The organism is Liquorilactobacillus nagelii DSM 13675 (assembly GCF_019444005.1).
GTDB classification, from domain to species: Bacteria; Bacillota; Bacilli; order Lactobacillales; family Lactobacillaceae; genus Liquorilactobacillus; species Liquorilactobacillus nagelii.
Genome location: NZ_CP049304.1, coordinates 876,733 through 897,745, shown reverse-complemented (window position 1 = coordinate 897,745; position 21,013 = coordinate 876,733). Strand labels below are relative to the sequence as shown.

The following is a 21,013-nucleotide window of genomic DNA, read 5'->3' as shown; positions in this document are numbered from 1 at the left end:
AGTGCGGCTACTGCGGGAAATACTACACAAGTAGCCCAGAGAAATTAGCTGGTGACCAAAAGGTTCAAAAGTGGTTTTGCTATACCAAACGAACAAAGTGTCCTTGCCCTACCAAAAGGCGCTACATTCCAGAATTTGTTTTAACTGATTTGGTCTGTGATGTGCTGAATATTGAGGAATATGACGTCAAAGCTAATGAAACTGCTAAAATTTTACATTCGTTAAAGATCAATTTGAATTTTGCGCCGGTTGCAGATGTATCTAGTAATCAAAAGAGCTTTATATATTCTCGAACATTGGGATTAGACTATCAACAAACAGCAGATTGTATTCAGGCTGAGATTCTGGCAATTCATGGCAGCCAGGTAGCCGCTAGTTTAAAGCATTTTCCGGGATATGGAACAGTTGGAGACACTCATACTGGCATTGCTTCGACGAATAAATCGCTTAAGGATTTTGAGAAAAACGATTTTTAACCCTTTAAAGCAGGGATTAAAGCAGGAGCCCAGATGGTGTTAGTTTCACACATTTTTGTAAATTCAATTGACTCTAATTATCCGTCTTCCTTGTCACCTAAAATTCATCAGCTTTTGCGTCAGAAATTACACTTTAAGAAGGTAATAATTACCGATGACTTACCGATGGGAGCTATTACTCAATTTGCAGCAAAAAAACACGTTTCAGCTGATTTATTGGCGGTAAAAGCAGGAAATGATATGTTATTAAGTAATGATATATCTGTTGGGGTTCCGCTAATCATGCAAGCAGTTAACAAACAGCAAATAAAAGAAACGCAAATTAATGCTTCAGTTTACCGAGTTTTAAAATTAAAGCGGGACTTGGGGATTCTAAATAAGATGGATTTTCGTTAGAATAGTGTTGGCAGTACATTTCAAAATAAAGGCAGGTCATTATTATTTCAATTAAATTAATTGCAATTGATATTGATGGCACACTGGTTAATTCCGCTAAAAAATTAACCAGCGGTGTTAAAAAGACAATTGCTCAAGCAAAAAGTCGAGGAATTAAAGTGGTCATTTGTACAGGTCGACCATTGGCTGGGGTTCAAAGCCTTTTAGAACAATTATCTTTGGCTAATCAACCAGATCAGTATGTTATCAGTTTCGGCGGCGCAATGATTCAAGCGACTGACGGAAAGCAAATTGCATTGAAGCCGATTTCTTATGAAAATTATCTTGACTTAGAATTCTTAGCCCGGAAAAAGCAATTGCATTTTCATGCTTTGAGTCAAAACAAAATTTATACAGCTAATCGAGACATTGGTCATTACACGGTTTATGAAAGTCGCTTAGTTAATTTGGAAATTGCTTATCGTACACCTGAGGAATTACGAGGAATTCAGCTGGTTAAAGGAATGTTCATCGATGATGAAAGCAAATTATCCCAAGCTATGCAGGATTGGCAGCCTTTCGCCGCATTGGAAAAGGAATTGGTTTTTACTAAAAGCGCACCTTTTTATTTAGAGGCTAATGCTCAAGGAGTTAATAAAGGGTCAGCATTGAAAACCTTGGGAGAAACTTTGCAACTTCAACCAAGCGAAATGATGGCAATTGGCGATGAAAATAATGATCTCAGTATGATCGAAATTGCTGGATTGGGTGTCGCAATGGGAAATGCAATTCCAATTGTCAAGCAAGCAGCGGATGTTATTACGACTGATAATGATCATGATGGTGTCGCTCAGGCAATTAAAGAGTACGCTTTGTAATTTTAAAAATAGCCGATGTTTTTTACGTTGGCTATTTTGTTTTTTTACGCTGCCAAGAATTAGTTAACCAGTAAATTAGAATTGCAAAAACTGCTAAAGAAGAAATCTGTGGAATAAAAAAAGTTAAAAGCAAAGCCAAAAGGCCAAAAACAACTAAATGCAGTCGAATTTTATTAGTTTGTTGACAAAATTGCTGTTGGTTTGTGGCAACGTGGCTGAGAGCAACTTGACCTAATAGATAAAGGCCTAGTACAGACAAAACATAAATTAGCAGATAGCAAACACTTGGCGCAACAGTATTGGGAAAACGACCATGCCAAGCAGTTACTAAGGGCAACAGACTGACCGCCAGTAAAAGTAAATTATTAGTCCATAATAATTTTTGGTTGATTGATTTCACAGGTGTAATGATTGTATGATGGCTGATCGAAAAACTGGCGATAAATAGAAAACTCAGCACATATGCTGAAAGGGTGGCGAAGAAAGCTGGTTTGATTATTTCAGTCCAATCAACAGTCTCAGGTGTCTTCAACTCTAAGACCATAATAGTGATTAAAATTGCGAAGACACCATCGCTAAAAGCTTCTAAACGATTTTTAGACATATATAATTAAGCTCCTTTTTAATCTGATTAGCGAATTACTTTTCGGTTAAATGTAATAGCATTACAAATTTTTATTGAGCAAAATACTAGTTAATAAATCAAACAAACAATCTCGACTAAATTCGTTTTATAAAATTAAATACCAAATATTGTTTGTAAACATCTTATTTTTTGAAATATTATTTCTAATAGATTTTTCCATGCTATAATCTGTTTCATGAATTAACAAATCCCTTTTTGATAAGTTTTCAAGTTTATTTTCATTTTTTTGAAAAATCAAAAAGACTGATTGTTAATTAGAAATGGATTATTTTTTTGCTCAGAAAGGATGTTGTTCGATGGCAATTACAGCAGTTAGAATTGATGGAAGATTATTACATGGTCAGGTTGCTAATATGTGGACCAATGTTGTCGGAGCAACACGAATTATGGTAATTGATGATGAGGTAGCTGCTTCACCAGTTGCTAAGGCTGGAATTAAGTTAGCTAAGCCCGCTGGAGTAAATTTGAGTATCTTAAATGAAGAACGAGCAGCGGGTAATATATTAGCAGGGCGTTACGATTCGCAAAAAGTCTTTATTCTAGTCAAACGACCGGCTGTTTTACTTCATTTGCTAAAAAAAGGTGTTCCGTTAAAAGTTGTCAATGTAGGTAATATGTCGCAAAGCGATGCAACTAAACCATTAACACCTTCAATCAATTTAGTTCCGCAAGATGTGGCTGATTTTCAAGAATTACATAAATCAGGAGTGAAATTGACTGTGCAAATGGTCCCAAGTGACCCACTACTTGATCTAATGGATTTATTGAAGAAATTTTAATTCGCAAAAGAAAGAAGGTCAGCAACATGCACAGTGAAATTTTATTTTGGCAGGTTTTATTATTGACACTTTATTCAATGTATCAGATTTGGGACGATTTAACGATTGTATCCTCGCTGGCTCAACCAGTTTGGGCAGGATTAATTGCTGGAGCTGTCATGGGAGATGTTACCAAAGGATTGATTATTGGTGGCAGTTTGCAGCTTACAGTTTTAGGAGTCGGAACATTTGGTGGTTCCTCAAAAATTGATGCTAACTCTGGGACGATTTTAGCAACTGCCTTTTCTATCAGTACGGGAATGAATGCTTCAACAGCTGTTGCAGCTATTGGCGTGCCGGTAGCATCATTAATGATTGAAACTGATATCCTGGGTCGCTTTACCAATACCTTTTTCCAACACCGAATCGATCATTTGATTGATGAAGAAAACTATCCGGCCATTGAGCGCAACTATTTATATGGGGTTTTTCCTTGGATGCTCTCACGAGGAATTCCAGTCTTTTTAGCTTTACAGTTCGGTGGTAGCTTTGTTTCTCAAGCAGTAAAAGTTCTCGATACTAATTTGAAGTGGCTCAGCAATGGTTTAGCAACGGCTGGAGCTTTGTTACCGGCCGTTGGTTTTGCAATTTTACTGCGTTATTTACCAGTGAAGAAGCATTTAGCCTATTTAATTTTAGGTTTCACCTTGACTGCTTTGTTTAGTACTTTATATACTAATGTTCAATCTTTAGGTACTACGATGGCAAAAGTTTCCAAAGGTTTTAGTGGTTCCTTTAACACGGTTTCAATGGTGGCAATTGCTCTGATTGGACTGACTTTTGCGATTAATGAATATAAACGCGATGTTGAAAAGCAACAGTTAACTGAGTTAAGTCAGCAATCAGCAGCTACAGGCGAAGTGACAGCAGATCAGGAGGGCGAAATTTATGGCGATGAAGACTGATTATAAATTAACCAAGAAGGATTTTAGGCAGATCAACCGCCGCAATTTGTTTTTTAATCAATTAGGTTGGAACTACGAAAAAATGCAGGGATCAGGCTATTTATTTATCATTATGCCGCAACTGCGGAAATTGTACGGTGATCATACTCCGGAATTAAAAAAAGCGATGAAAGCTCATAACCAATTTTTCAATACTAATCCCTTTGTTAATACAATTATCCAAGGAATTGATTTAGCAATTGAAGAAAACAAAGGTGTTGAATCTTTAGAGACAGTTTCCGGTTTAAAAACAGGCTTAATGGGTCCATTAGCTGCAATTGGAGATTCAATTTTTGCCTCATTACTTCCAGCGATCATGGGTGCGATTGCAGCTAATATGGCAGTTCAAGGTAATCCATTTGGTTTGTTTCTCTGGTTATTAGCAAATTTGTTTGTGATGTATCTGCGGTGGATTCAACTTCCATTGGCTTATCGTGAAGGAACTAATTTGGTAACTAAGATGCAAGGACAACTTAATTCATTAACGGATGCAGCCACCTTGTTAGGTGTTTATGTTGTCGGCGCTTTAGTAGCCACATTGATTAGTGTTCAAGTTCCTTTAGTAGCAAATATTGGCAAAGTGACCGTTAATCTTCAAAATGAACTTGATATGATTATGCCTAAATTAATTCCAGGAGTAATTGTCGGGCTAATTTATTGGTTGCTTGGTCGTAAGAAAATGACATCAACTAAAGCAATTTTTATCGTGATAATTGTGGCAATTATTTGTTCAGCTTTAGGGATCTTAGGAAAAACAGCTTGAGCTATCGAAAGGAAGTTTAAAGTGAAATTAATTTTGATGAGTCACGGTCCACTAGCTTCGGCAATCTTGACTAGTGCAGAAATGATTATTGGAAAAATTTCTGGTGCACAGAGTTTTAGTTTAACCAGAGAGATGGGGCCAACTGAGCTAAAAAAGCAAGTTTCTACTGTACTTGCAACTTTTCCAACTGATGAAACGGTTGTCATTGGACTTGATTTATTAGGTGGAACACCATCAAATGTAGCTGTCCAATTATTGGCTGAAAATCCGCATTTAGAAGTAGTTACTGGAATTAATTTGCCAATGGTAATTGAATTTGGTAATCAGCAATTACTGGGAAAATTTAATTTATCCCAATTGTTATCTATGGGAACAGTTGGAATTACTGATCTCAAAGAAAAATTAACTGCTGATCAAGCTGATGATGAAGAATGAAATGATTGAGACTGCACCTAAAATTAGGAGGCAGTCTTTTTTAATTATCTGTTTAAGTAGAATGTAGAACAGCTAAAAGGTCTTGAATCTGCTTTCATTCAGGGTTATCTTAGAAGCGAGTGAGACAACAGTGGGATACTTTTGCAGTAAAAAATATTTATGACGGGTGATGAAAATGATAACAAACAATTTAGGAATAGCTGAAACAATTAATAACGCAATTAATCAACGAGCAGTTTACGGAGTTTCATATTCGCTATTAGGTTTGGAGCAAAATGAACAGCATTATTTAGGTTACCAAGGGACTGGTTCAGACAAAATTGCAATTCGACCTGATTTGGAATATGATTTAGCCTCGTTGACTAAGGTTATTGGAACTAGTACAAGAATTTTACAATTACTTGGTATTGGTAAAATAAAGTTAACAGATACAATTGGAAATTTTTTAACTAATTTAAAGCATCCCGAACTAACAATTAAGGATTTATTATTACACTGCAGTGGATTACCGGCAGATATTGCTGATGTAAGTGAGCTTAACCGTGCTGGATTAATCGAGCGCGTTAAACAAGCAGACTTAATCTATCCAACTGGAAGTCAGACGGTTTATTCAGATTTAGGGTTTATTCTATTAGGTTGGATAATCGCAGCAATTGATGGTGATTTAGCAGATAGCTTGAACGAGCATATTTTTAAACCATTAGCGATGAATCAAACTGGTTTTAAGCTTGCTAATCAGCCACCAGCTAACTTTGTGCCAACCGAAAACTTACCCCAACGCGGCGGAATCATTCGTGGTCAAGTTCATGATCAAAAGGCTTGGTTACTTGATGGCCAAAGCGGGCACGCCGGCTTATTTTCAACATTGAGCGATTTAAGTAACTTTGCCTCAATGTATTTGCATTATGGAATTTTTAATGAACAGCCAATTTTGCAGCCTGCAAGTTTTGCCTTATTGAAAAAGTTTTATCAAAATGGACGAACCTTGGGCTGGCAACGCTGGTCACCAGAAGGAATGAAGATTTGGCATACCGGATTTACGGGCACTTCAATTGCTTTGGACCTAGATCAGAAAACGGGCTTTGTTTGTTTGACCAATCGCATTTATCCGACTCGGCAAAATCAAGCTTGGTTAAAGTGGCGCAAACTAGCGGTGGGACTTTTTTTTGAAGAACCAGAAATGATTGTGTCATCAACTATTACCGACTAAAGTCTAATGGTGCAACGATCAATTTAAGCAAACTATTTTTAAAGAAATTAAGTCGGAATTTTTTTGATTTATAAGAAGTAGATGAATGCTAAAATTAACTCTGCGATGTATTTTTAGTTTTATTAATATTTGGTTGATCAACGTAGATTATCAGCAGTTAGTTTTACTCATTAGCTCCTCTAAAAGCTTGAGCAAGTGGCTCAAGCTTTTTTCTTTATGTTTCGTTTCATATATTATACGGTAATAGTGGAAGAGCTGTTTATAATCTGGTTGGAGGTTATTAATATGAATAAAACTTATGATTTTGATGTAATTTACCTTGGTGGGGGTCATGGTAGTTTCGATGGTGCGGGGCCTTTAGCTGCCAGCGGTAAAAAAGTGGCAGTGATTGAAAGCGGTCTCTGGGGTGGAACTTGTCCTAATCGTGGATGCAATGCGAAAATAACTTTAGATGAAACAATTCCATTATTGCGGGAAGTTGACCGTATGTCAGATATTCTTAATGGTCAATTGAAGATTAATTGGCCTAATCTAATTGCTCATAAACAAGCAGTTATTGAAAATCTACCTAAAAAAATCTATCAAGGGCTTGAGACTGCTGGCGTTAAGCTAATCCATGGTTATGGTCAATTGCAAGATGGACATACGGTTGAAGTTGATGATCAAAAATATACAGCTGAAAAAATCGTTATTGCAACAGGTCTAAGACCCAATCGGTTGAGTGTTCCTGGAAGTGAATTAGCTCATGATAGTAATGACTTTATGAAGCTCAAAGAATTACCAGCTCGAATTGCTATTATTGGATCTGGTTATATTAGTTTGGAATTTGCAACAATCGCTAATGCTGTTGGTTCGGAAGTTACCGTTTTTATGCATCACGATATGGCATTACGTGCTTTTTACCAGCCATTTGTTAAGCAAGTTTTGCAAGATTTAGAAAAACGTGGTGTTTCTTTCATTAAGAATGCAGCAGTTCAATCTTTTGCAACTGCAGCAAATGGGGTTACTGTTAATTATGGTAATGATCAAAGTAAAACAGTTGACTGGATTTTAGATGCAACCGGCCGGATTCCAAATGTCGAGGACTTAGGACTAGATGTTGCCGGTGTCCAGTATACTAAACGTGGGATTACAGTCGATGGCTATTTACGAACAAATATTGACAGTATCTATGCGGCAGGTGATGTGATCGATAAAATTCAGCCTAAATTGACACCGACAGCAACTTTTGAATCATACTACCTTTATCAACTTTTCAGTGGCCAAACAAGCCAGCCAATTTCTTATCCGGCAATTCCTTCAACGGTTTATACATCTCCGCGAATTGCTAAGGTTGGGTTGATTCCGTCTAATGTTGAACAAAACACCGAAGATTGGAAACTTGTTCATAATAAAATAGCCGATGATTGGTATCGGCAAATTGATCAACAATCCCTTGGTGAAAGTATTTTGGTTTTTGATCAGCAGCATCATCTTGTGGGGGCGACAGAATTTAGCGAACAAGCAGAAGATGCGATAAATACTTTGCTTCCAGCGGTTGTGTTCCACTATAATCAAGACCAAATGTGGCAATTAGCTCATATATTTCCATCAATTAGCGCATCTGCTTGGCATAAAATCCGTTAGAATTTAAAAAATAAGTTTAAATTATTACAAGATCTGCTTGGTTAAGTCGGTCTTGTTTAGTTACAAGTCAATCAAAATTACTTCGTCGTATTTTTGATGGCTGAAAAAGCTTGAATTAGTTCTTTTTCGGGTGCAGATAAAGTTCGAATTCGTTGGAAAGCAATGAAGTAGCGCAAACTAATTAAGTGATTTGGCAAATAATAGAAATTATAATTACCCGGAGTTATTTTCTTGGCAACGCTGGCTGGAACAATAGTTATTCCCATGCCATGTGCTGCTAATTCGGCCGCAGTAACAATATTTTGGCTTTCAATTATAATGTTAGGCGTAATTTTATATTTACTAAGCAGTGCATCGACTTGATGTCGAATAGCTGAATCAGTAGTGCTTAAAACTAATGGTTCATGCAACAGCATCTTGATGGGGATTGATCCGTCAGGCAACTGTTGCTTTTTTTCGTCATATAATTTTGAATTATCAGGAATTACTGCTAGATAATCCTCAGTTCCAACAGTTTTTAATTGAAGCGTTGGATCAACAGTTTCTGGATTTTGACCAAGCCAAAAATCAAGCTCGCCGTTAATTATTAATTTTTCGTTAATCGCCGGTGGATTTTCAACCAGAACGATTTTTACATGCGGGTGGTTTGTTAAAAACTTAGGCAAAAATAATGGCAGCAAAAAACTACCAAGACTGGACAAAACACCTAATTTGAGAATTTTTTGATCTGTCTGAGTATAACGGGCTAGTTGTTGACTTAAAGCAGCGTTTTCAGCATTTTGTTTTTCCAAATAACGGTAGTAAATTTTCCCAGCCTCGCTTAGATGAAGTTGTTGATTTTGGCGATCGATAATTGCAACCCCAAGCTCTTGTTCGATTCGTTTGATAGTCTGAGTTAAATAAGGTTGGGAAATGTAGAGATCTTTAGCAGCTTTGGTAAAGTTACTGTGTTTTAAAAGTGCATCGAGATATTGCAGCATTAAAGCTGGATTTTTAGTAAGCAAAACTTTTCTCCTTTTTATAGCATTTTTATTATCGATTTATAACTAAATAAAAACTTCACAAGCTTTTAGATCAAGAATATACTTAAACTGTAATTCTAATTATACAAAACTGTTTTGATAAAACAAGCTTAAGGCACTTTGAAACTTAATCCTATTTAATTATGATTTGATAATTATCTTTGCTTTTGAACAAAAATCACATAGAATGAAAGGAATTAATAAAATGATAAAATTAGTCGGCATTGTTGGTACAAATGCAGCTAAATCAACAAATCGAACCTTATTGCGATATATGAAAAAGCATTTCGTAGATCAAGCAGAAATTGAAATTTGTGAAATTAATGCACTCCCTTTTTTTAATAAACCAGATTCACATCAACCACCAGCAGAAATTGCTCAAATAAGCAAAAAGATTGTGGCAGCCGATGGAGTTATAATCAGTACGCCGGAATATGATCATTCGATCCCGGCTGCCTTAGCAAATTTGCTAGAATGGTTTGCTTACACTACTAAGCCATTGCAAGATAAGCCAGTTATGATTACTGGCGCATCATATGGGGTTTTGGGTACTTCAAGAGCTCAAAATCATTTGCGGCAAATGTTGAATGCACCTGAGCTGAAAGGTTTAGTCATGCCTGGACGTGAGTATTTACTCGGTCATTCATTACAAGCTTTTGATCAAGATCAGAATTTGATTGATAAACAAAAAGCAACTGAATTGGATCAGTATTTCCATGATTTTTGTGATTTTGTATTGCGAAATAAGTAATTTGTAATGGAGGAACGTTTAATGAAAATATTAGGAATTATTGGAACTAATGCAAAAGAGTCAGCAACTCGTTCGTTATTGCAATTTATGCAGAAAAATTTTAGTGACCTAGCCGAAATTGAATTAGCTGAAATTAAAAACTTACCATTGTTTAACGAGTCGGTAACGGAAAGTTCTAGCCAGCCAATTCAAGAACTGGGGAAAAAGATTATGGCAGCTGATGGGATTATTATCTCAACATCTGAGCATAATCGGTCAGTTTCATCAGCTTTAAAAAGCTTTTTAGAGTGGATGTCTTTTAAAGACCATCCTTTCGATAGTAAGCCAGTAATGGTTGTTGGAACTTCAATTACTCGTCAAGGCTCTGCAAGTGCCCAACTGCATTTGCGTCAAATTTTGGATGCACCTGGTGTCAATGCGATTGTACTACCAGGAAATGAGTTCTTATTGGGAGACTCAATCAATGCATTTGATGACCAAGGTAAAATAAAGAATCAGCAAACAATTGATTTTTTGAAAACATGTTTCAAAAACTTTTTGCGTTTTGTTAAGGTTGCTGATGCATTAAGTGTCCCTGAAGAAGTGCATTTTGAACCCGGTAAATATCAGGTAAGTGCAGCTGGTCATAATGGCAAGTTTCCAATGACGGTCACGATGTCAGAAAATCGAATTGAAAAGATTGAGATCGATACTCAGGGTGAAACACAGGGAATTGCCGATACAGTTTTTCAGCGAATTCCTGATCAAATTATTTCGGGTCAAACCCTAAATGTTGATGTTGTTTCTGGTGCGTCCATCACCAGTCATGGGGTAATTGATGGAGTTGCAACTGCTGTTGATTTGGCAGGCGGGGATGCTAATACATTAAAGAAACGCCCGAAAGTAAATCCTGCTACAGTTCAAGCTCCTCGAGAATTAACAACTGATGTTGTTGTAGTTGGCGGTGGTGGTGCTGGTTTAACGGCTGCGGCATCAGTTCTTAAGCTTGGTAAGCAGGTAATTGTTGTTGAGAAGTTTCCTTCAATTGGTGGTAACACAATTCGAACCGGTGGGCCGATGAATGCTGCTGATCCTAAATGGCAGAACACTTTTGATGCACTGCCAGGTGAAGCTGCAACTCTGAAAGAGGTTTTGCAGCAAGATGAGAGTCAAATTGATCCAGAATATCTGGCTGACTTTAAAGAATTAAAGCGACAGATCAAAGATTATTTAGAAAATGGCAAAGATTATCTATTTGACAGTACCTTGTGGCATCGTATTCAGACATATTTAGGCGGTAAACGAACTGATCTAAAGGGACATGAGATTCACGGACAATATGATTTAGTTAAGGTTTTAACCGATAAAGCTTTAGAATCGGTCAAATGGCTAGAAGATATTGGAGTTGAGTTTGATCCAAATGAAGTCTCAATGCCAGTTGGTGCTAAATGGCGTCGGGGACACAAACCTTTGAAGTCGCAAGGATTTGCTTATATTTCAGCATTACAAAGTTTTGTTAATAATCAAGGCGGACAAATTTTAACCGATCTACCAGTTAAGGAACTGTTATTGGTAGATGGCAAAGTTAAAGGAGTTGTTGCCATAGATGCGCAGCAACGGCAGGTAATAATTCATGCTAAGTCAGTTATTTTAGCTTCGGGTGGTTTTGGTGCAAATACCAAGATGGTACAAAAGTATAATACTTATTGGACTAAAATTGATGATCAAATTGCCACTTCAAATTCTCCGGCGATCACTGGAGACGGCATTAAATTAGGTCAAAGTGTTGGAGCTGATTTAGTTGGTATGGGCTTTACCCAAATGATGCCGGTTTCTGATCCCGTAACGGGTGAACTTTTCACCGGGCTGCAAGTTCCGCCTGCTAATTATGTGATGGTTAACCAACAAGGAAAGCGTTTTGTTGATGAATATGAAAGTCGCGATGTTTTGACGCAAGCCGCCATTGATAATGGGAGTCTCTTTTATTTAATCGCTGATGATCAAATTAAGGCGACTGCTTATAATACGAGTCAGGAAAAAATTGATGCCCAAGTTGAAGCCGGAACATTATACCGAGCAGATACTTTGGCAGACTTGGCACGCCAGATTAAAGTCGACCCAGCTGTTTTAGAAGAAACCATTAAAAAATATAACTCTTATGCTGAAGCGGGTCATGATCCAGAGTTTGGTAAAGAAGTATTTGATCTGAAAGTAGAGCAAGCTCCATTTTATGCCACACCACGTAAGCCAGCTATGCATCATACAATGGGTGGCTTAAAGATTGATACTCAGACGCATGTCCTAGATCAAAAAGGTCAAGTAATTGCTAATTTGTATGCTGCTGGCGAAGTTGCTGGTGGAATTCATGCAGGCAATCGTCTAGGCGGAAATTCATTGGCTGACATCTTTACTTTTGGCCGCATTGCCGGGAAAGCAGCTGTTAAAGAGATCACTGAATAGATTAAATTTTATTGCTAAACAACACTGATTGAGATATAATTAGATAAATTTAAGGAATAGTAAGGTGTTGTTGATGAAAAAACAAGCAGCGGTGGAGCAGATGTTGAATCAACTAAGCCAAGCTTATGCAGCTTGCGAAATTAAAGAGCAGCCTGAAGCTCAGCAATTAATTTTTTCAGCGGCTCAAGAACTTGAAAAAAACGGTGACTGTGACTTAGTTGCTAGTAAACTTTGCAAAAAAATTGTGCTTTATTATTGGGAACACAAAGACAATTTTCCCCAAGCTTTAGCTGATTTACATGGTCAAATCAAATCAAAAGCAGTTAAATATGATGCAACTGCCATTTCGGCAATCATGTTGCCAATGTGGTTTTAAATTATATTAATTATAAAAACTGTGACAGTCTTTTAGAGGGACTGCTGCAGTTTTTTTGGTTACTAAAAAGATCACCGTTAAACAAGTATTTGGGCAAATTTGCTTCAAAAGTGTATGCTAGATTTAAGTAATTAGAATTTTAAGTTGACTTGCAAGTTATCAATGAAAAGGAGAGATTGAATGTTTGTTAAAAATGGCACAGCTGAGTTGAAGCATGTTTTGACGAGTCCACCGGATTATCTAAAAAAAGCTGATCCGATTAACGAAATTTCAAAAAAATATCAATTTGAACCGCTAAATCAAGCTAAATTGGCTAATGAGTATCAAGCTTTAATCGCGGCTTACAAAAAAGCTGACATTCAAGTTGAACAGTTACTCCCACAACCAGTGATGACTAATAGTGTTTTTGCTCGTGATTTTGGAGCCTGTGTCAAAGAGGGCTATATTTTGGGGAGGTTTAAGGAGCCACTTAGATTTGCTGAACGAGCGGCTTATGAAGCTAAGATGAAAGCTTTGGGAATTCCCAAAATTGTCGAAGTCAAAACGGGTTATTTTGAAGGTGGCGATTTTGCCTTTTTAGATGAAAAGACAATTGCAATTGGTTTGCTGCAACGAACTGATCAAGTTGGTTTTGCAGAAGTTAAGGCTGGTTTATCTAAGTATGGGTACCAAGTTTATCCAGTTCCCGCTGATCCACGCTACTTGCATTTAGATATGTGTTTTAATTTAATTACCGATCATTTAGCAGTTGCGTATCCTCAAGGATTACCAACAAGTTTTTTAACACTATTAAAGAAACTGAAAATCGAGATTATTCCAGTTCCTGAAGCGGCAATTTTCAAACACGGTTGCAATCTTGAAAGCTTGGGTAAAAATCGAGTGATTTCGTTAAAACAAAATCAAGCAGTTAACCAAGCACTGATTGAACATGGGGTAGAGGTAATTGAACTGGATATTACAGAAACATTGAAGGCTGGCGGCGGACCGCATTGTATGACTTTTCCATTGAACCGCAGCTAACATAGTGTAGTTGACGAAAGTAGTGATTGAAAAGCTTCTTGAATTGCCAATTACTTTAAATTTGCAGTTCAATTTTCGGATTAAATGAGCGTATAATGATTACTTGAAGAATTTACGTTTAAGGAGACTGAAAATACATGAATGATTTAAGCAATTTTATCCCCATTAGCTTACCAGAAGTAACTGTCAAATTAGCTTGGGAACAAGCTCATGGAAAAAATGTTTCCGAGAATGATGTGATTTTGGCAGCAATATTGGAAAACGTTCGCGCAATGTTGGAAGAAGCGTTAGAAGGGCCATACTGGGAAGCTGTTTGGCAGGAAACTGATCAAAAAATCGTAATAACTGATGCAATCGGCGAGCCAGCTGGTGTCATCAAACCAGAGAACGGGAGCAGTTTCGTCGCTGATTTTCGGAAGAATGCGCCTAAATTAATCAATTGGTTGGACAAACAGGTTCAGCACCTAGTCAAATAGAATTAAAAAACCCATCAAGGTAAAAAATTACTTTGATGGGTCATTTTTTGATTTGAAAAAAGTTTTAAAGTAGTTTTTGATAAATATCAGCAACATCGGTTTCAGTTAATTTAATTGGCGAATTGACCATTAACCGTTGTTGGTTAGCGATGACTGAAGCTGCAAATTCTTGACAAGTTTTTTGATCCATACCAATTTCACTTAATGATTGATTGGGCAGAATATGATTAATCAACTTATTTAGCTCGGTTAAGGCTGACGTAGGCTCAACTGGTAAAACTTCAGCCAAAATATGATTCAATTGACTCAAGTCAGTGCCTAATTCTTGATACTTATTAAAGGTACCATTAAAGACTAGATAATTAGATTGACCATGAGCAATGTGATAGGTTGCACCAATCGGATATGCCAACGCGTGAACTGGACCACAGCCAGCATTACCAAAAGCTACTCCAGCCATCGTGCTGGCTTCTAGGAATTTTTGCAATTGCTGCCCTTGAGGTGTCTGTCCAACTTGGTCAGCTAAAATAATCTGTAGATAGCCTTGAATAATTGTTTTCATAGCCGCAACAGAAAAAATTTTGCTAAACGAGGTAGCTTTTGGTGAAAGGTAAGATTCAATTGCGTGAACTAAAGCATCAATTGAACTGGTAGCAAAAACCTTATATGGCATAGTTTTTGCCAAGTCCGCAATTAAATAAACTTGATCGGCAAACATTGCTGGATAGGCTAATCCAGCTTTAGTTCCTTTTTCTAAGAAGTTGAACACAGCAACATTGGTTACTTCACTCCCAGTGCCTGTTGTAGTTGGGACAATTATTAACTGCCGTTTTTTTGGCAATTGTTGACCAGTGGCGGCAATCTCAGCGATTGTTTTGCCACTGCCATAAACCAGCAACTTTGCATTATCAATCACTGAACCGCCGCCAATTGCAATAATCCGCTGATAATTTTTTTCAGTAACTTTAGTTAACAGTTTATCAGCCGCTGCATCAGTTGGTTCACCTTGAAGATAGTCTTCTAAATAGATGACATCTAGTGGTAAATCAGCTGGATTTAAATGTGGTGTAATAATGTATTTATTTGTCAATAAGACATCAGTTTTACCAACCGCTAATTCTTTAAAAAAAGTTGACAAGCTGTTAGTTAAGTTAATAGTTGGTTGAATACTAAAAGTTTTCATTTTGAAACCTCCATTTAGTTTGTGAGTTTAACGAGAATTTTTGCTTGCTGTTTGTCATGTGCAAGCGCCAAAATACCTTCATCGATTAATTGTGGTAGTTTAATCTTTTTGGTAATAATTTTTTTGAAAGCTTCACGATTATTGTCAATGATTCCAATTGAACGTTCAAAAACATTAGCATAACCATATGAAGTTAATAAACGGCCGCCTTTTTTTAAGAGTCCGCGAACATCAATCTGGGGTTCTGTACCAAAAAGAGCAACTACCATCAAAGTTCCATTTTGTCCGAGAGCATTAAGCGCCCCCGCAAGGGTTGCTTGAACACCAGCGCATTCGAATGCTAAATTAACTCCTTGATTACCAGTTAGTTGGTTCACCTTTTGTTGTAGGTCAATTGGATTATTTTCATGTAAAACTGCATTTGCTCCTAGGGATTTAGCCAAAGCCAATCGTTGATCTGAGAGATCGTTAATGATAATATTATGTGCTCCAGCTGCTTGTGCAACTAAGAGGGTGAAAAGGCCAATCGGTCCAGCACCTTGAATTAAAATATTATCGCCGGCCTTAAGTCCAGCACGTAAAACAGCTTGAACTGCAACTGAAGTTGGTTCAACTAGTGCACCTAAATCAAGTGGAAAATCAGTTGGTAGCTTATGGGCAAAAATTTCAGCCACGTTGCAATACTCTTCTAAACCACCGTTTGCACAAAAGCCTAAAAAACCAGCGGAATTATCTTTGCCGATTGCACGACTGCATAAATTATAATTCCCAGCTAAACAGGCAGCACATTTGCCACAGGCAATCATTGGTTCAACTGCAACGCGGTCACCGATTTGTAATTTAGTAATTTTTTTCCCTACATTGACAACAGTACCAGCGAATTCGTGCCCCGGAACTAATGGTACCTTTTTTCCAGTTAAAGGATGAGAATTAATGGCTAGATCCATTCCGTCAAGATATTCATGGATATCACTTCCACAAATTCCATTATAAGCAACTTTAATTTGAACTTCAGTTTCTGCAGGCTCAGTAATTGGTATTTTTTCGAAACGAACATCTTTTTTTCCATAAATAACGGCAGCTTGCTGTTTCATATGATCGAACTCCTTTTAAAAATTAAAACCGGCTTTGCTTGTGAATTTTTTCGCTTTACACCGACATTATATCATTTTTAGATGCGTAAAGATTAGAAAAGAAATTGATTACTACTAATTGATTCTAAAAACGATTTTGTTTTAAAAGAACAAATTTGTCTTAGCGCCGAAAAATGTTTAGTATAGTGAGTGAGCACTTACTCACTAAAGGGAGTGGCAAAATGAAAGCAACAATTGAAGTCAAAGATTTACAACAGGGGTATGGACAGAAAACAGTTTTAAACCAAATCAATTTGAGCTTGATGCCAGGTAAAATTTTGGCATTAATTGGACCAAGTGGCTCAGGGAAAACAACCTTAGTTAATTCAATTATGGGGATGTTGCAGCCGCAGAAGGGTACTGTCCGAGTTTTAGATCAACCAGTCCCAGATCGTCAGTTGTTGAGCCGGATTGGTTATATGGCTCAAACTGATGCATTATACCAATCACTGTCAGCGCAAGAAAATTTAGCTTTTTTTGGAGCGCTTCAAGGGCTAAGAAAACAACAATTGCAAGCACAAATCAATTATGCAGCTAAAATTGTTCGATTAAATAGCTCTTTAAATCAACTGGTTAAAAACTTTTCTGGTGGAATGAAGCGCCGCTTGTCTTTGGCAATTGCATTGCTAGCTGTTCCTGATTTATTAATTTTAGATGAGCCTACGGTTGGAATTGATCCGGAATTACGTCAGCATATTTGGTTGGAACTTCATCATTTAGCGGCACAAGGAAAAACAATTTTATTGACGACACATGTGATGGAAGATGCCGAGCAAGCTGACCAAATTTTGATGATTCGACAGGGAGCGGTTATTGCGCAAGGCAAGCCGCAAGAATTAGTGAAAGAATATCAAGTAACATCTATTGAAGAAGTTTTTTTGACAGCTGGGAGGAAACAAGATGCGAATTCAGGCAATGATTAAACGAATCTTATTAGAGATGGTTCGTGATAAGCGGACTTTAGCTTTAATGTTTCTAGCACCATTATTAATTCTAACCTTGATGTATTTTTTATTTCAATCAAATACTCAGCAGAATGTAACACTTGGAATACGCAATGTTGAACCAAGTATAACTAGAGAATTAAAAGGTAAACATATCAAACTTAAAAAAATTAAATCCAAGCAAAGTGCTATTGGATTAATTCGGCAAAGAAATTATGCTGGTGTTTTGGAACAAAAAGATCAGAAATTAAAATTGACATTGCAAAATAGCGATCAGAGTAAAAGTGCTATTTTACGGCAAACGCTACAGCAGGCGCAAATTAAATTGAAGTTTAAAGCGGCTGATACTGCCTTACGTCGACAGCGTCAGGTGATAAAACAACAACAGCAAGTTATTAAAGAGTTTGCCCAGCTTACCAAGCAAACTGAAGGTTCAGTGGTAGTTAAGAGTAAAAACCAGTCCTTAAAGACTTTTGATAATTATTCAGTTAGAACTCATTATTTGTATGGTAGTAGTCATTCAACTTATTTTGATACGCTATTGCCAATTATGATTGGTTTTGTTGTCTTCTTCTTTGTTTTTTTAATTTCGGGGATTGCTTTGTTACGCGAACGAACTACGGGAACACTAATGCGTGTTTTAGCCACTCCAATCAAACGTGCAGAGATTATTACAGGCTATCTTGCAGGCTATGGTTTATTTGCAGTAGTGCAAACGTGTTTGATTGTGGGTTATAGCTTGCTAGTTTTTAAAATACAAATTATTGGCAGCTTAGGACTAGTTTTTTTGATAAATCTATGTTTAGCTTTTGTGGCGCTAGCGTTAGGTTTGTTTATTTCCACCTTTGCCCAATCGGAATTTCAAATGGTGCAATTTATACCTGTCGTGGTAATTCCACAAATTTTCTTTTCTGGAATTATTCCCATTGCCCAAATGCCCAATTGGTTACAACCAGTTGCTAAAATTATGCCGCTTTATTATGGAGCTGATGCAATGAGTGGGGTTATTACTCGTGGATCAGGTTGGAACAGTGTTGGAATGCAAATCTCAGTTTTAATTATTTTTGCAATTTTATTTTTGCTGTTAAATTCAATTACTTTACGGCGTTTTCGCCAAGTTTGAAGAAATAAAGGAGGAAAAAATGGTGGTTAATGATGTTCAATCTCTGTTTTCGGCTAGTTTAGATGAACTGGAGTTAACCGAAAAACAAAAAGCTGTTTTACGAGCTAGTTTGCAACTTTTTGCGAAAAAGGGCTTTGCAGATACAAGTACGCGCGAAATTGCAGAATTAGCTGGTGTAGCGGAGGGAACAGTTTATAAACAATTTAAGACTAAAGATGGAATTTTAGCTGCGATTATTACACCTTTTATTCAACAAGTCGTACCTAAAGCAGCAACAGAGTTTTTAGTTTCAATCGAACAATCAGCAAGTTTAAATTTAGAACAGTTTCTAAGAACAATTATTATTAATCGGTTGACTTTTGTTAGTGATAATCTGCCACAACTGAGAATTTTTATTCAGCAGGCTTTGACTAAGCCAGAACTGTTGCAACAATTTGGGAAAATGTTAACTAGCTTAATTGCTGGACCCTTGGGGAAACAATTGCAGAAGTACCAAAAAACAGGAGAATTAGTTAACTTGTCATTGACACGCATTGTTCAATATATCATAACGACGATTTTAGGATATGGTTTAGCAGCTATTTTAGCTGATCAACCTTTAGAAATAAAAAAAGCAAGTGATGAAGCAGTCGTATTTTTATTGCATGGTTTAAAAAAATAAGAATTTTTTGAATCTTACTGGGACAATTTTGTTCCAGTATTTTTTTGCAATAAATACTTTCAAAACTAATCCAAATTTTTGTCCTTAAAAATTCTTAGAATTTTCAAATTCTCAGCTTATGCTAAAAAGCATATCAAAGCTTTTAATTTCAAAAATAGTTAGTTTTGCTGGTTCTAAAAATTAAGTCAAAAGGAGTATTGCTATGTATTAGAGTTTTTAGCGAACTAACACCATAAATTTTGTAACATTCGGAGGTAAATGAATGAATTTTATTAAACGAGCTTGGCTAAATGTTATCCGTAAACGTGGTAGGACATTGTTATTAATTTTGATTACATCAGCAATTTTATTATTTGTTCTATCAGGTTTAATGATTCAATCAGCGGCGGAAAAAGCTGTTCAAAATGCGAAAGAAAGCGCTGGTACAACAGTAACGCTGAGTGCCAATCGTGAAAATGCATTTCGCCAAATGCGTAAACAAAAGCAAGGTCGGACTGAATTAAATTTGGCTAGTGTTAACTTAAAAAAAGCTAAGAAAATTGCTAGCTCAAAATACGTTAAAAGTTATAACGTTCTAAGCAGTACAACGGCAACTGCCAAATCTTTTAAAGCAATCAAAACTACCACTGGTTCTTCTGGTTCTTCGCCCCAAGGAGGTCCAATGAATGGTAATAGTAGCAATAAAACCAGTCTGTCATTGAGTGGAGTAACAGCAACTTCAGTTACAAGTGCTTTTACTGATGGAGATAATAAAATTGTTTCTGGGCGAGGAATAACTACCTCTGATCAAGGTACAAATCATGTAGTAATTGAAAAAGAGTTGGCTAAAGAAAACAATATTTCAGTTGGTGATCAAATTAAGATTAAGTCTAACAGCAAAACAGTTACTCTAAAAGTTGTGGGAATTTATCGAGCAAGTTCAAGTTCAACAAGTCAAATGCAACAAAGCGATCCCTCAAATACGCTTTATTTAGCTAGCAACTATGTTAGTGAGTTAAAAGGTAGTAGCAATCAGGCTGATTCGGTGGTTTACACAATGAAAAATCCGGCAAAAGCAGCTGCATTCATCAAACAAGAAAAAACATTAATTAATACCAGCAAGTTTTCTTTAACAACGAACGACACATTGTATCAAACCATGCTAACACCTTTAAATAATATTAAAAGCTTTGCACAAAAAATTGTTTGGTTAGTTGGTTTAGCAGGAACAATTATCTTAACACTAATTGTTATTTTAATGGTGCGCGAACGTCGTTATGAGTCAGGTATTCTGTTAGCTCTTGGGGAACGAAAAGGCAAGATAGTACTACAATTTTTAGTTGAACTATTAATGGTCTTGGTTGTTTCTTCAGTAATAGCTGTTGGTGGAGGAAAGTATGCAGGTAATTTGCTGTCTAAACAATTGGTTCAACAAGCAACGACACAAACCGTATCTTCAAACACTAAACGCTTAAATAATTCACAATTGGGTGGTGGAAATAATAGTGGAATGTCGCAAGGAATGAATAATCCAGGCCAATTTGGAGGGGCTACAAGTCAGAATCAGCAACAAACAACAAATCTAAAATTAAGTTTGAGCATTAAAACAATTGTCGAAGTAATCGGATTTGGTTTGTTAATTATTACAATTTCAATTTTACTGGGAACCATCAATCTTTTGCGGTTACCACCGAAAAAAATATTAACACACTAAAAGTTTAATCGAAGGAGTATG

At 36.7% G+C, this 21,013-nt stretch carries 20 protein-coding genes and 1 pseudogene; 17 read left to right on the top strand and 4 right to left on the bottom strand.

The window, feature by feature from the left end:
- The first annotated feature begins 161 nt into the window (after positions 1 to 161).
- A pseudogene (locus G6O73_RS12760) lies at positions 162 to 872 on the top strand (glycoside hydrolase family 3 N-terminal domain-containing protein).
- Between the two features lie 41 nt (positions 873 to 913).
- Positions 914 to 1,729: a sugar-phosphatase gene (gene yidA, locus G6O73_RS04730; protein ID WP_157056693.1), complete on the top strand. Its 816-nt coding sequence runs from the start codon at positions 914 to 916 to the stop codon at positions 1,727 to 1,729.
- Between the two features lie 31 nt (positions 1,730 to 1,760).
- On the opposite strand, the gene G6O73_RS04725 is transcribed toward yidA, so the two are convergent.
- Positions 1,761 to 2,333 carry a TMEM175 family protein gene (locus G6O73_RS04725; RefSeq protein ID WP_057886146.1) on the bottom strand — a complete coding sequence of 191 codons (573 nt, stop codon included), beginning with the start codon at positions 2,331 to 2,333 and terminating at the stop codon, positions 1,761 to 1,763.
- Between the two features lie 338 nt (positions 2,334 to 2,671).
- On the opposite strand from G6O73_RS04725, the gene G6O73_RS04720 reads away from it, so the two are divergent.
- The 6 genes from G6O73_RS04720 to G6O73_RS04695 all read left to right on the top strand — a co-directional run bounded on the left by G6O73_RS04720 (position 2,672) and on the right by G6O73_RS04695 (position 8,171).
- On the top strand, positions 2,672 to 3,154 hold the full coding sequence (locus G6O73_RS04720) for a PTS sugar transporter subunit IIB (RefSeq protein WP_057886145.1): 483 nt from the start codon (positions 2,672 to 2,674) through the stop codon (positions 3,152 to 3,154).
- A gap of 26 nt (positions 3,155 to 3,180) precedes the next feature.
- The gene (locus G6O73_RS04715; RefSeq protein WP_057886144.1) at positions 3,181 to 4,098 is read left to right on the top strand and encodes a PTS mannose/fructose/sorbose/N-acetylgalactosamine transporter subunit IIC; all 918 of its coding nucleotides are present in this window, start codon (positions 3,181 to 3,183) and stop codon (positions 4,096 to 4,098) included.
- Complete coding sequence (locus G6O73_RS04710) at positions 4,082 to 4,900, top strand: PTS system mannose/fructose/sorbose family transporter subunit IID (RefSeq protein WP_057886143.1); 819 nt, start codon at positions 4,082 to 4,084, stop codon at positions 4,898 to 4,900. Before G6O73_RS04715 ends, G6O73_RS04710 begins: the two co-directional genes overlap by 17 nt.
- A 21-nt stretch (positions 4,901 to 4,921) precedes the next feature.
- Positions 4,922 to 5,335, top strand: a complete 414-nt coding sequence (locus tag G6O73_RS04705; protein WP_057886142.1) for a PTS sugar transporter subunit IIA — start codon at positions 4,922 to 4,924, stop codon at positions 5,333 to 5,335.
- A gap of 175 nt (positions 5,336 to 5,510) precedes the next feature.
- Positions 5,511 to 6,545, top strand: a complete 1,035-nt coding sequence (locus tag G6O73_RS04700) for a serine hydrolase domain-containing protein (protein ID WP_057886141.1) — start codon at positions 5,511 to 5,513, stop codon at positions 6,543 to 6,545.
- A 285-nt stretch (positions 6,546 to 6,830) separates the two neighbouring features.
- Positions 6,831 to 8,171: a dihydrolipoyl dehydrogenase family protein gene (locus tag G6O73_RS04695; protein WP_057886140.1), complete on the top strand. Its 1,341-nt coding sequence runs from the start codon at positions 6,831 to 6,833 to the stop codon at positions 8,169 to 8,171.
- Positions 8,172 to 8,248: 77 nt separating this feature from the next.
- Here G6O73_RS04695 and G6O73_RS04690 read toward each other — a convergent pair whose 3' ends face one another.
- Positions 8,249 to 9,175: a LysR family transcriptional regulator gene (locus tag G6O73_RS04690; protein WP_057886139.1), complete on the bottom strand. Its 927-nt coding sequence runs from the start codon at positions 9,173 to 9,175 to the stop codon at positions 8,249 to 8,251.
- A gap of 226 nt (positions 9,176 to 9,401) precedes the next feature.
- Here G6O73_RS04690 and G6O73_RS04685 point away from each other — a divergent pair, with 226 nt between their 5' ends.
- The 5 genes from G6O73_RS04685 (at position 9,402) to G6O73_RS04665 (ending at position 14,255) form a co-directional block, all read left to right on the top strand.
- On the top strand, positions 9,402 to 9,944 hold the full coding sequence (locus tag G6O73_RS04685; RefSeq protein WP_187327510.1) for an NADPH-dependent FMN reductase: 543 nt from the start codon (positions 9,402 to 9,404) through the stop codon (positions 9,942 to 9,944).
- A gap of 21 nt (positions 9,945 to 9,965) precedes the next feature.
- Positions 9,966 to 12,383 (top strand): flavocytochrome c, encoded by a 2,418-nt coding sequence (locus G6O73_RS04680; protein ID WP_057886137.1) that lies wholly within the window; start codon positions 9,966 to 9,968, stop codon positions 12,381 to 12,383.
- Between the two features lie 73 nt (positions 12,384 to 12,456).
- A complete protein-coding gene (locus G6O73_RS04675; protein ID WP_057886237.1) occupies positions 12,457 to 12,759 on the top strand; it encodes a bacteriocin immunity protein in 303 nt (100 codons plus the stop codon).
- Between the two features lie 180 nt (positions 12,760 to 12,939).
- Entirely contained in the window at positions 12,940 to 13,779 is an 840-nt protein-coding gene (locus tag G6O73_RS04670) for a dimethylarginine dimethylaminohydrolase family protein (RefSeq protein WP_057886136.1), read from the top strand.
- 137 nt (positions 13,780 to 13,916) lie between these two features.
- Positions 13,917 to 14,255: a hypothetical protein gene (locus tag G6O73_RS04665; RefSeq protein WP_057886135.1), complete on the top strand. Its 339-nt coding sequence runs from the start codon at positions 13,917 to 13,919 to the stop codon at positions 14,253 to 14,255.
- Between the two features lie 64 nt (positions 14,256 to 14,319).
- Here G6O73_RS04665 and G6O73_RS04660 read toward each other — a convergent pair whose 3' ends face one another.
- Together G6O73_RS04660 and G6O73_RS04655 are read right to left on the bottom strand one after the other, a co-directional pair.
- Complete coding sequence (locus G6O73_RS04660; RefSeq protein WP_057886134.1) at positions 14,320 to 15,438, bottom strand: iron-containing alcohol dehydrogenase; 1,119 nt, start codon at positions 15,436 to 15,438, stop codon at positions 14,320 to 14,322.
- Positions 15,439 to 15,452: 14 nt separating this feature from the next.
- Positions 15,453 to 16,532, bottom strand: coding sequence for an alcohol dehydrogenase catalytic domain-containing protein (locus tag G6O73_RS04655; protein ID WP_057886133.1), 1,080 nt, complete (start codon positions 16,530 to 16,532; stop codon positions 15,453 to 15,455).
- A gap of 221 nt (positions 16,533 to 16,753) precedes the next feature.
- Here G6O73_RS04655 and G6O73_RS04650 point away from each other — a divergent pair, with 221 nt between their 5' ends.
- The 4 genes from G6O73_RS04650 to G6O73_RS04635 all read left to right on the top strand — a co-directional run bounded on the left by G6O73_RS04650 (position 16,754) and on the right by G6O73_RS04635 (position 20,992).
- Positions 16,754 to 17,494 carry an ABC transporter ATP-binding protein gene (locus G6O73_RS04650; RefSeq protein WP_057886132.1) on the top strand — a complete coding sequence of 247 codons (741 nt, stop codon included), beginning with the start codon at positions 16,754 to 16,756 and terminating at the stop codon, positions 17,492 to 17,494.
- A complete protein-coding gene (locus G6O73_RS04645) occupies positions 17,472 to 18,638 on the top strand; it encodes an ABC transporter permease (protein ID WP_057886131.1) in 1,167 nt (388 codons plus the stop codon). The genes G6O73_RS04650 and G6O73_RS04645 overlap by 23 nt, the downstream gene beginning before the upstream one ends.
- A gap of 19 nt (positions 18,639 to 18,657) precedes the next feature.
- On the top strand, positions 18,658 to 19,299 hold the full coding sequence (locus tag G6O73_RS04640) for a TetR/AcrR family transcriptional regulator (protein ID WP_057886130.1): 642 nt from the start codon (positions 18,658 to 18,660) through the stop codon (positions 19,297 to 19,299).
- 262 nt (positions 19,300 to 19,561) lie between these two features.
- Positions 19,562 to 20,992 (top strand): ABC transporter permease, encoded by a 1,431-nt coding sequence (locus tag G6O73_RS04635; RefSeq protein WP_057886129.1) that lies wholly within the window; start codon positions 19,562 to 19,564, stop codon positions 20,990 to 20,992.
- Positions 20,993 to 21,013 lie beyond the last annotated feature (21 nt).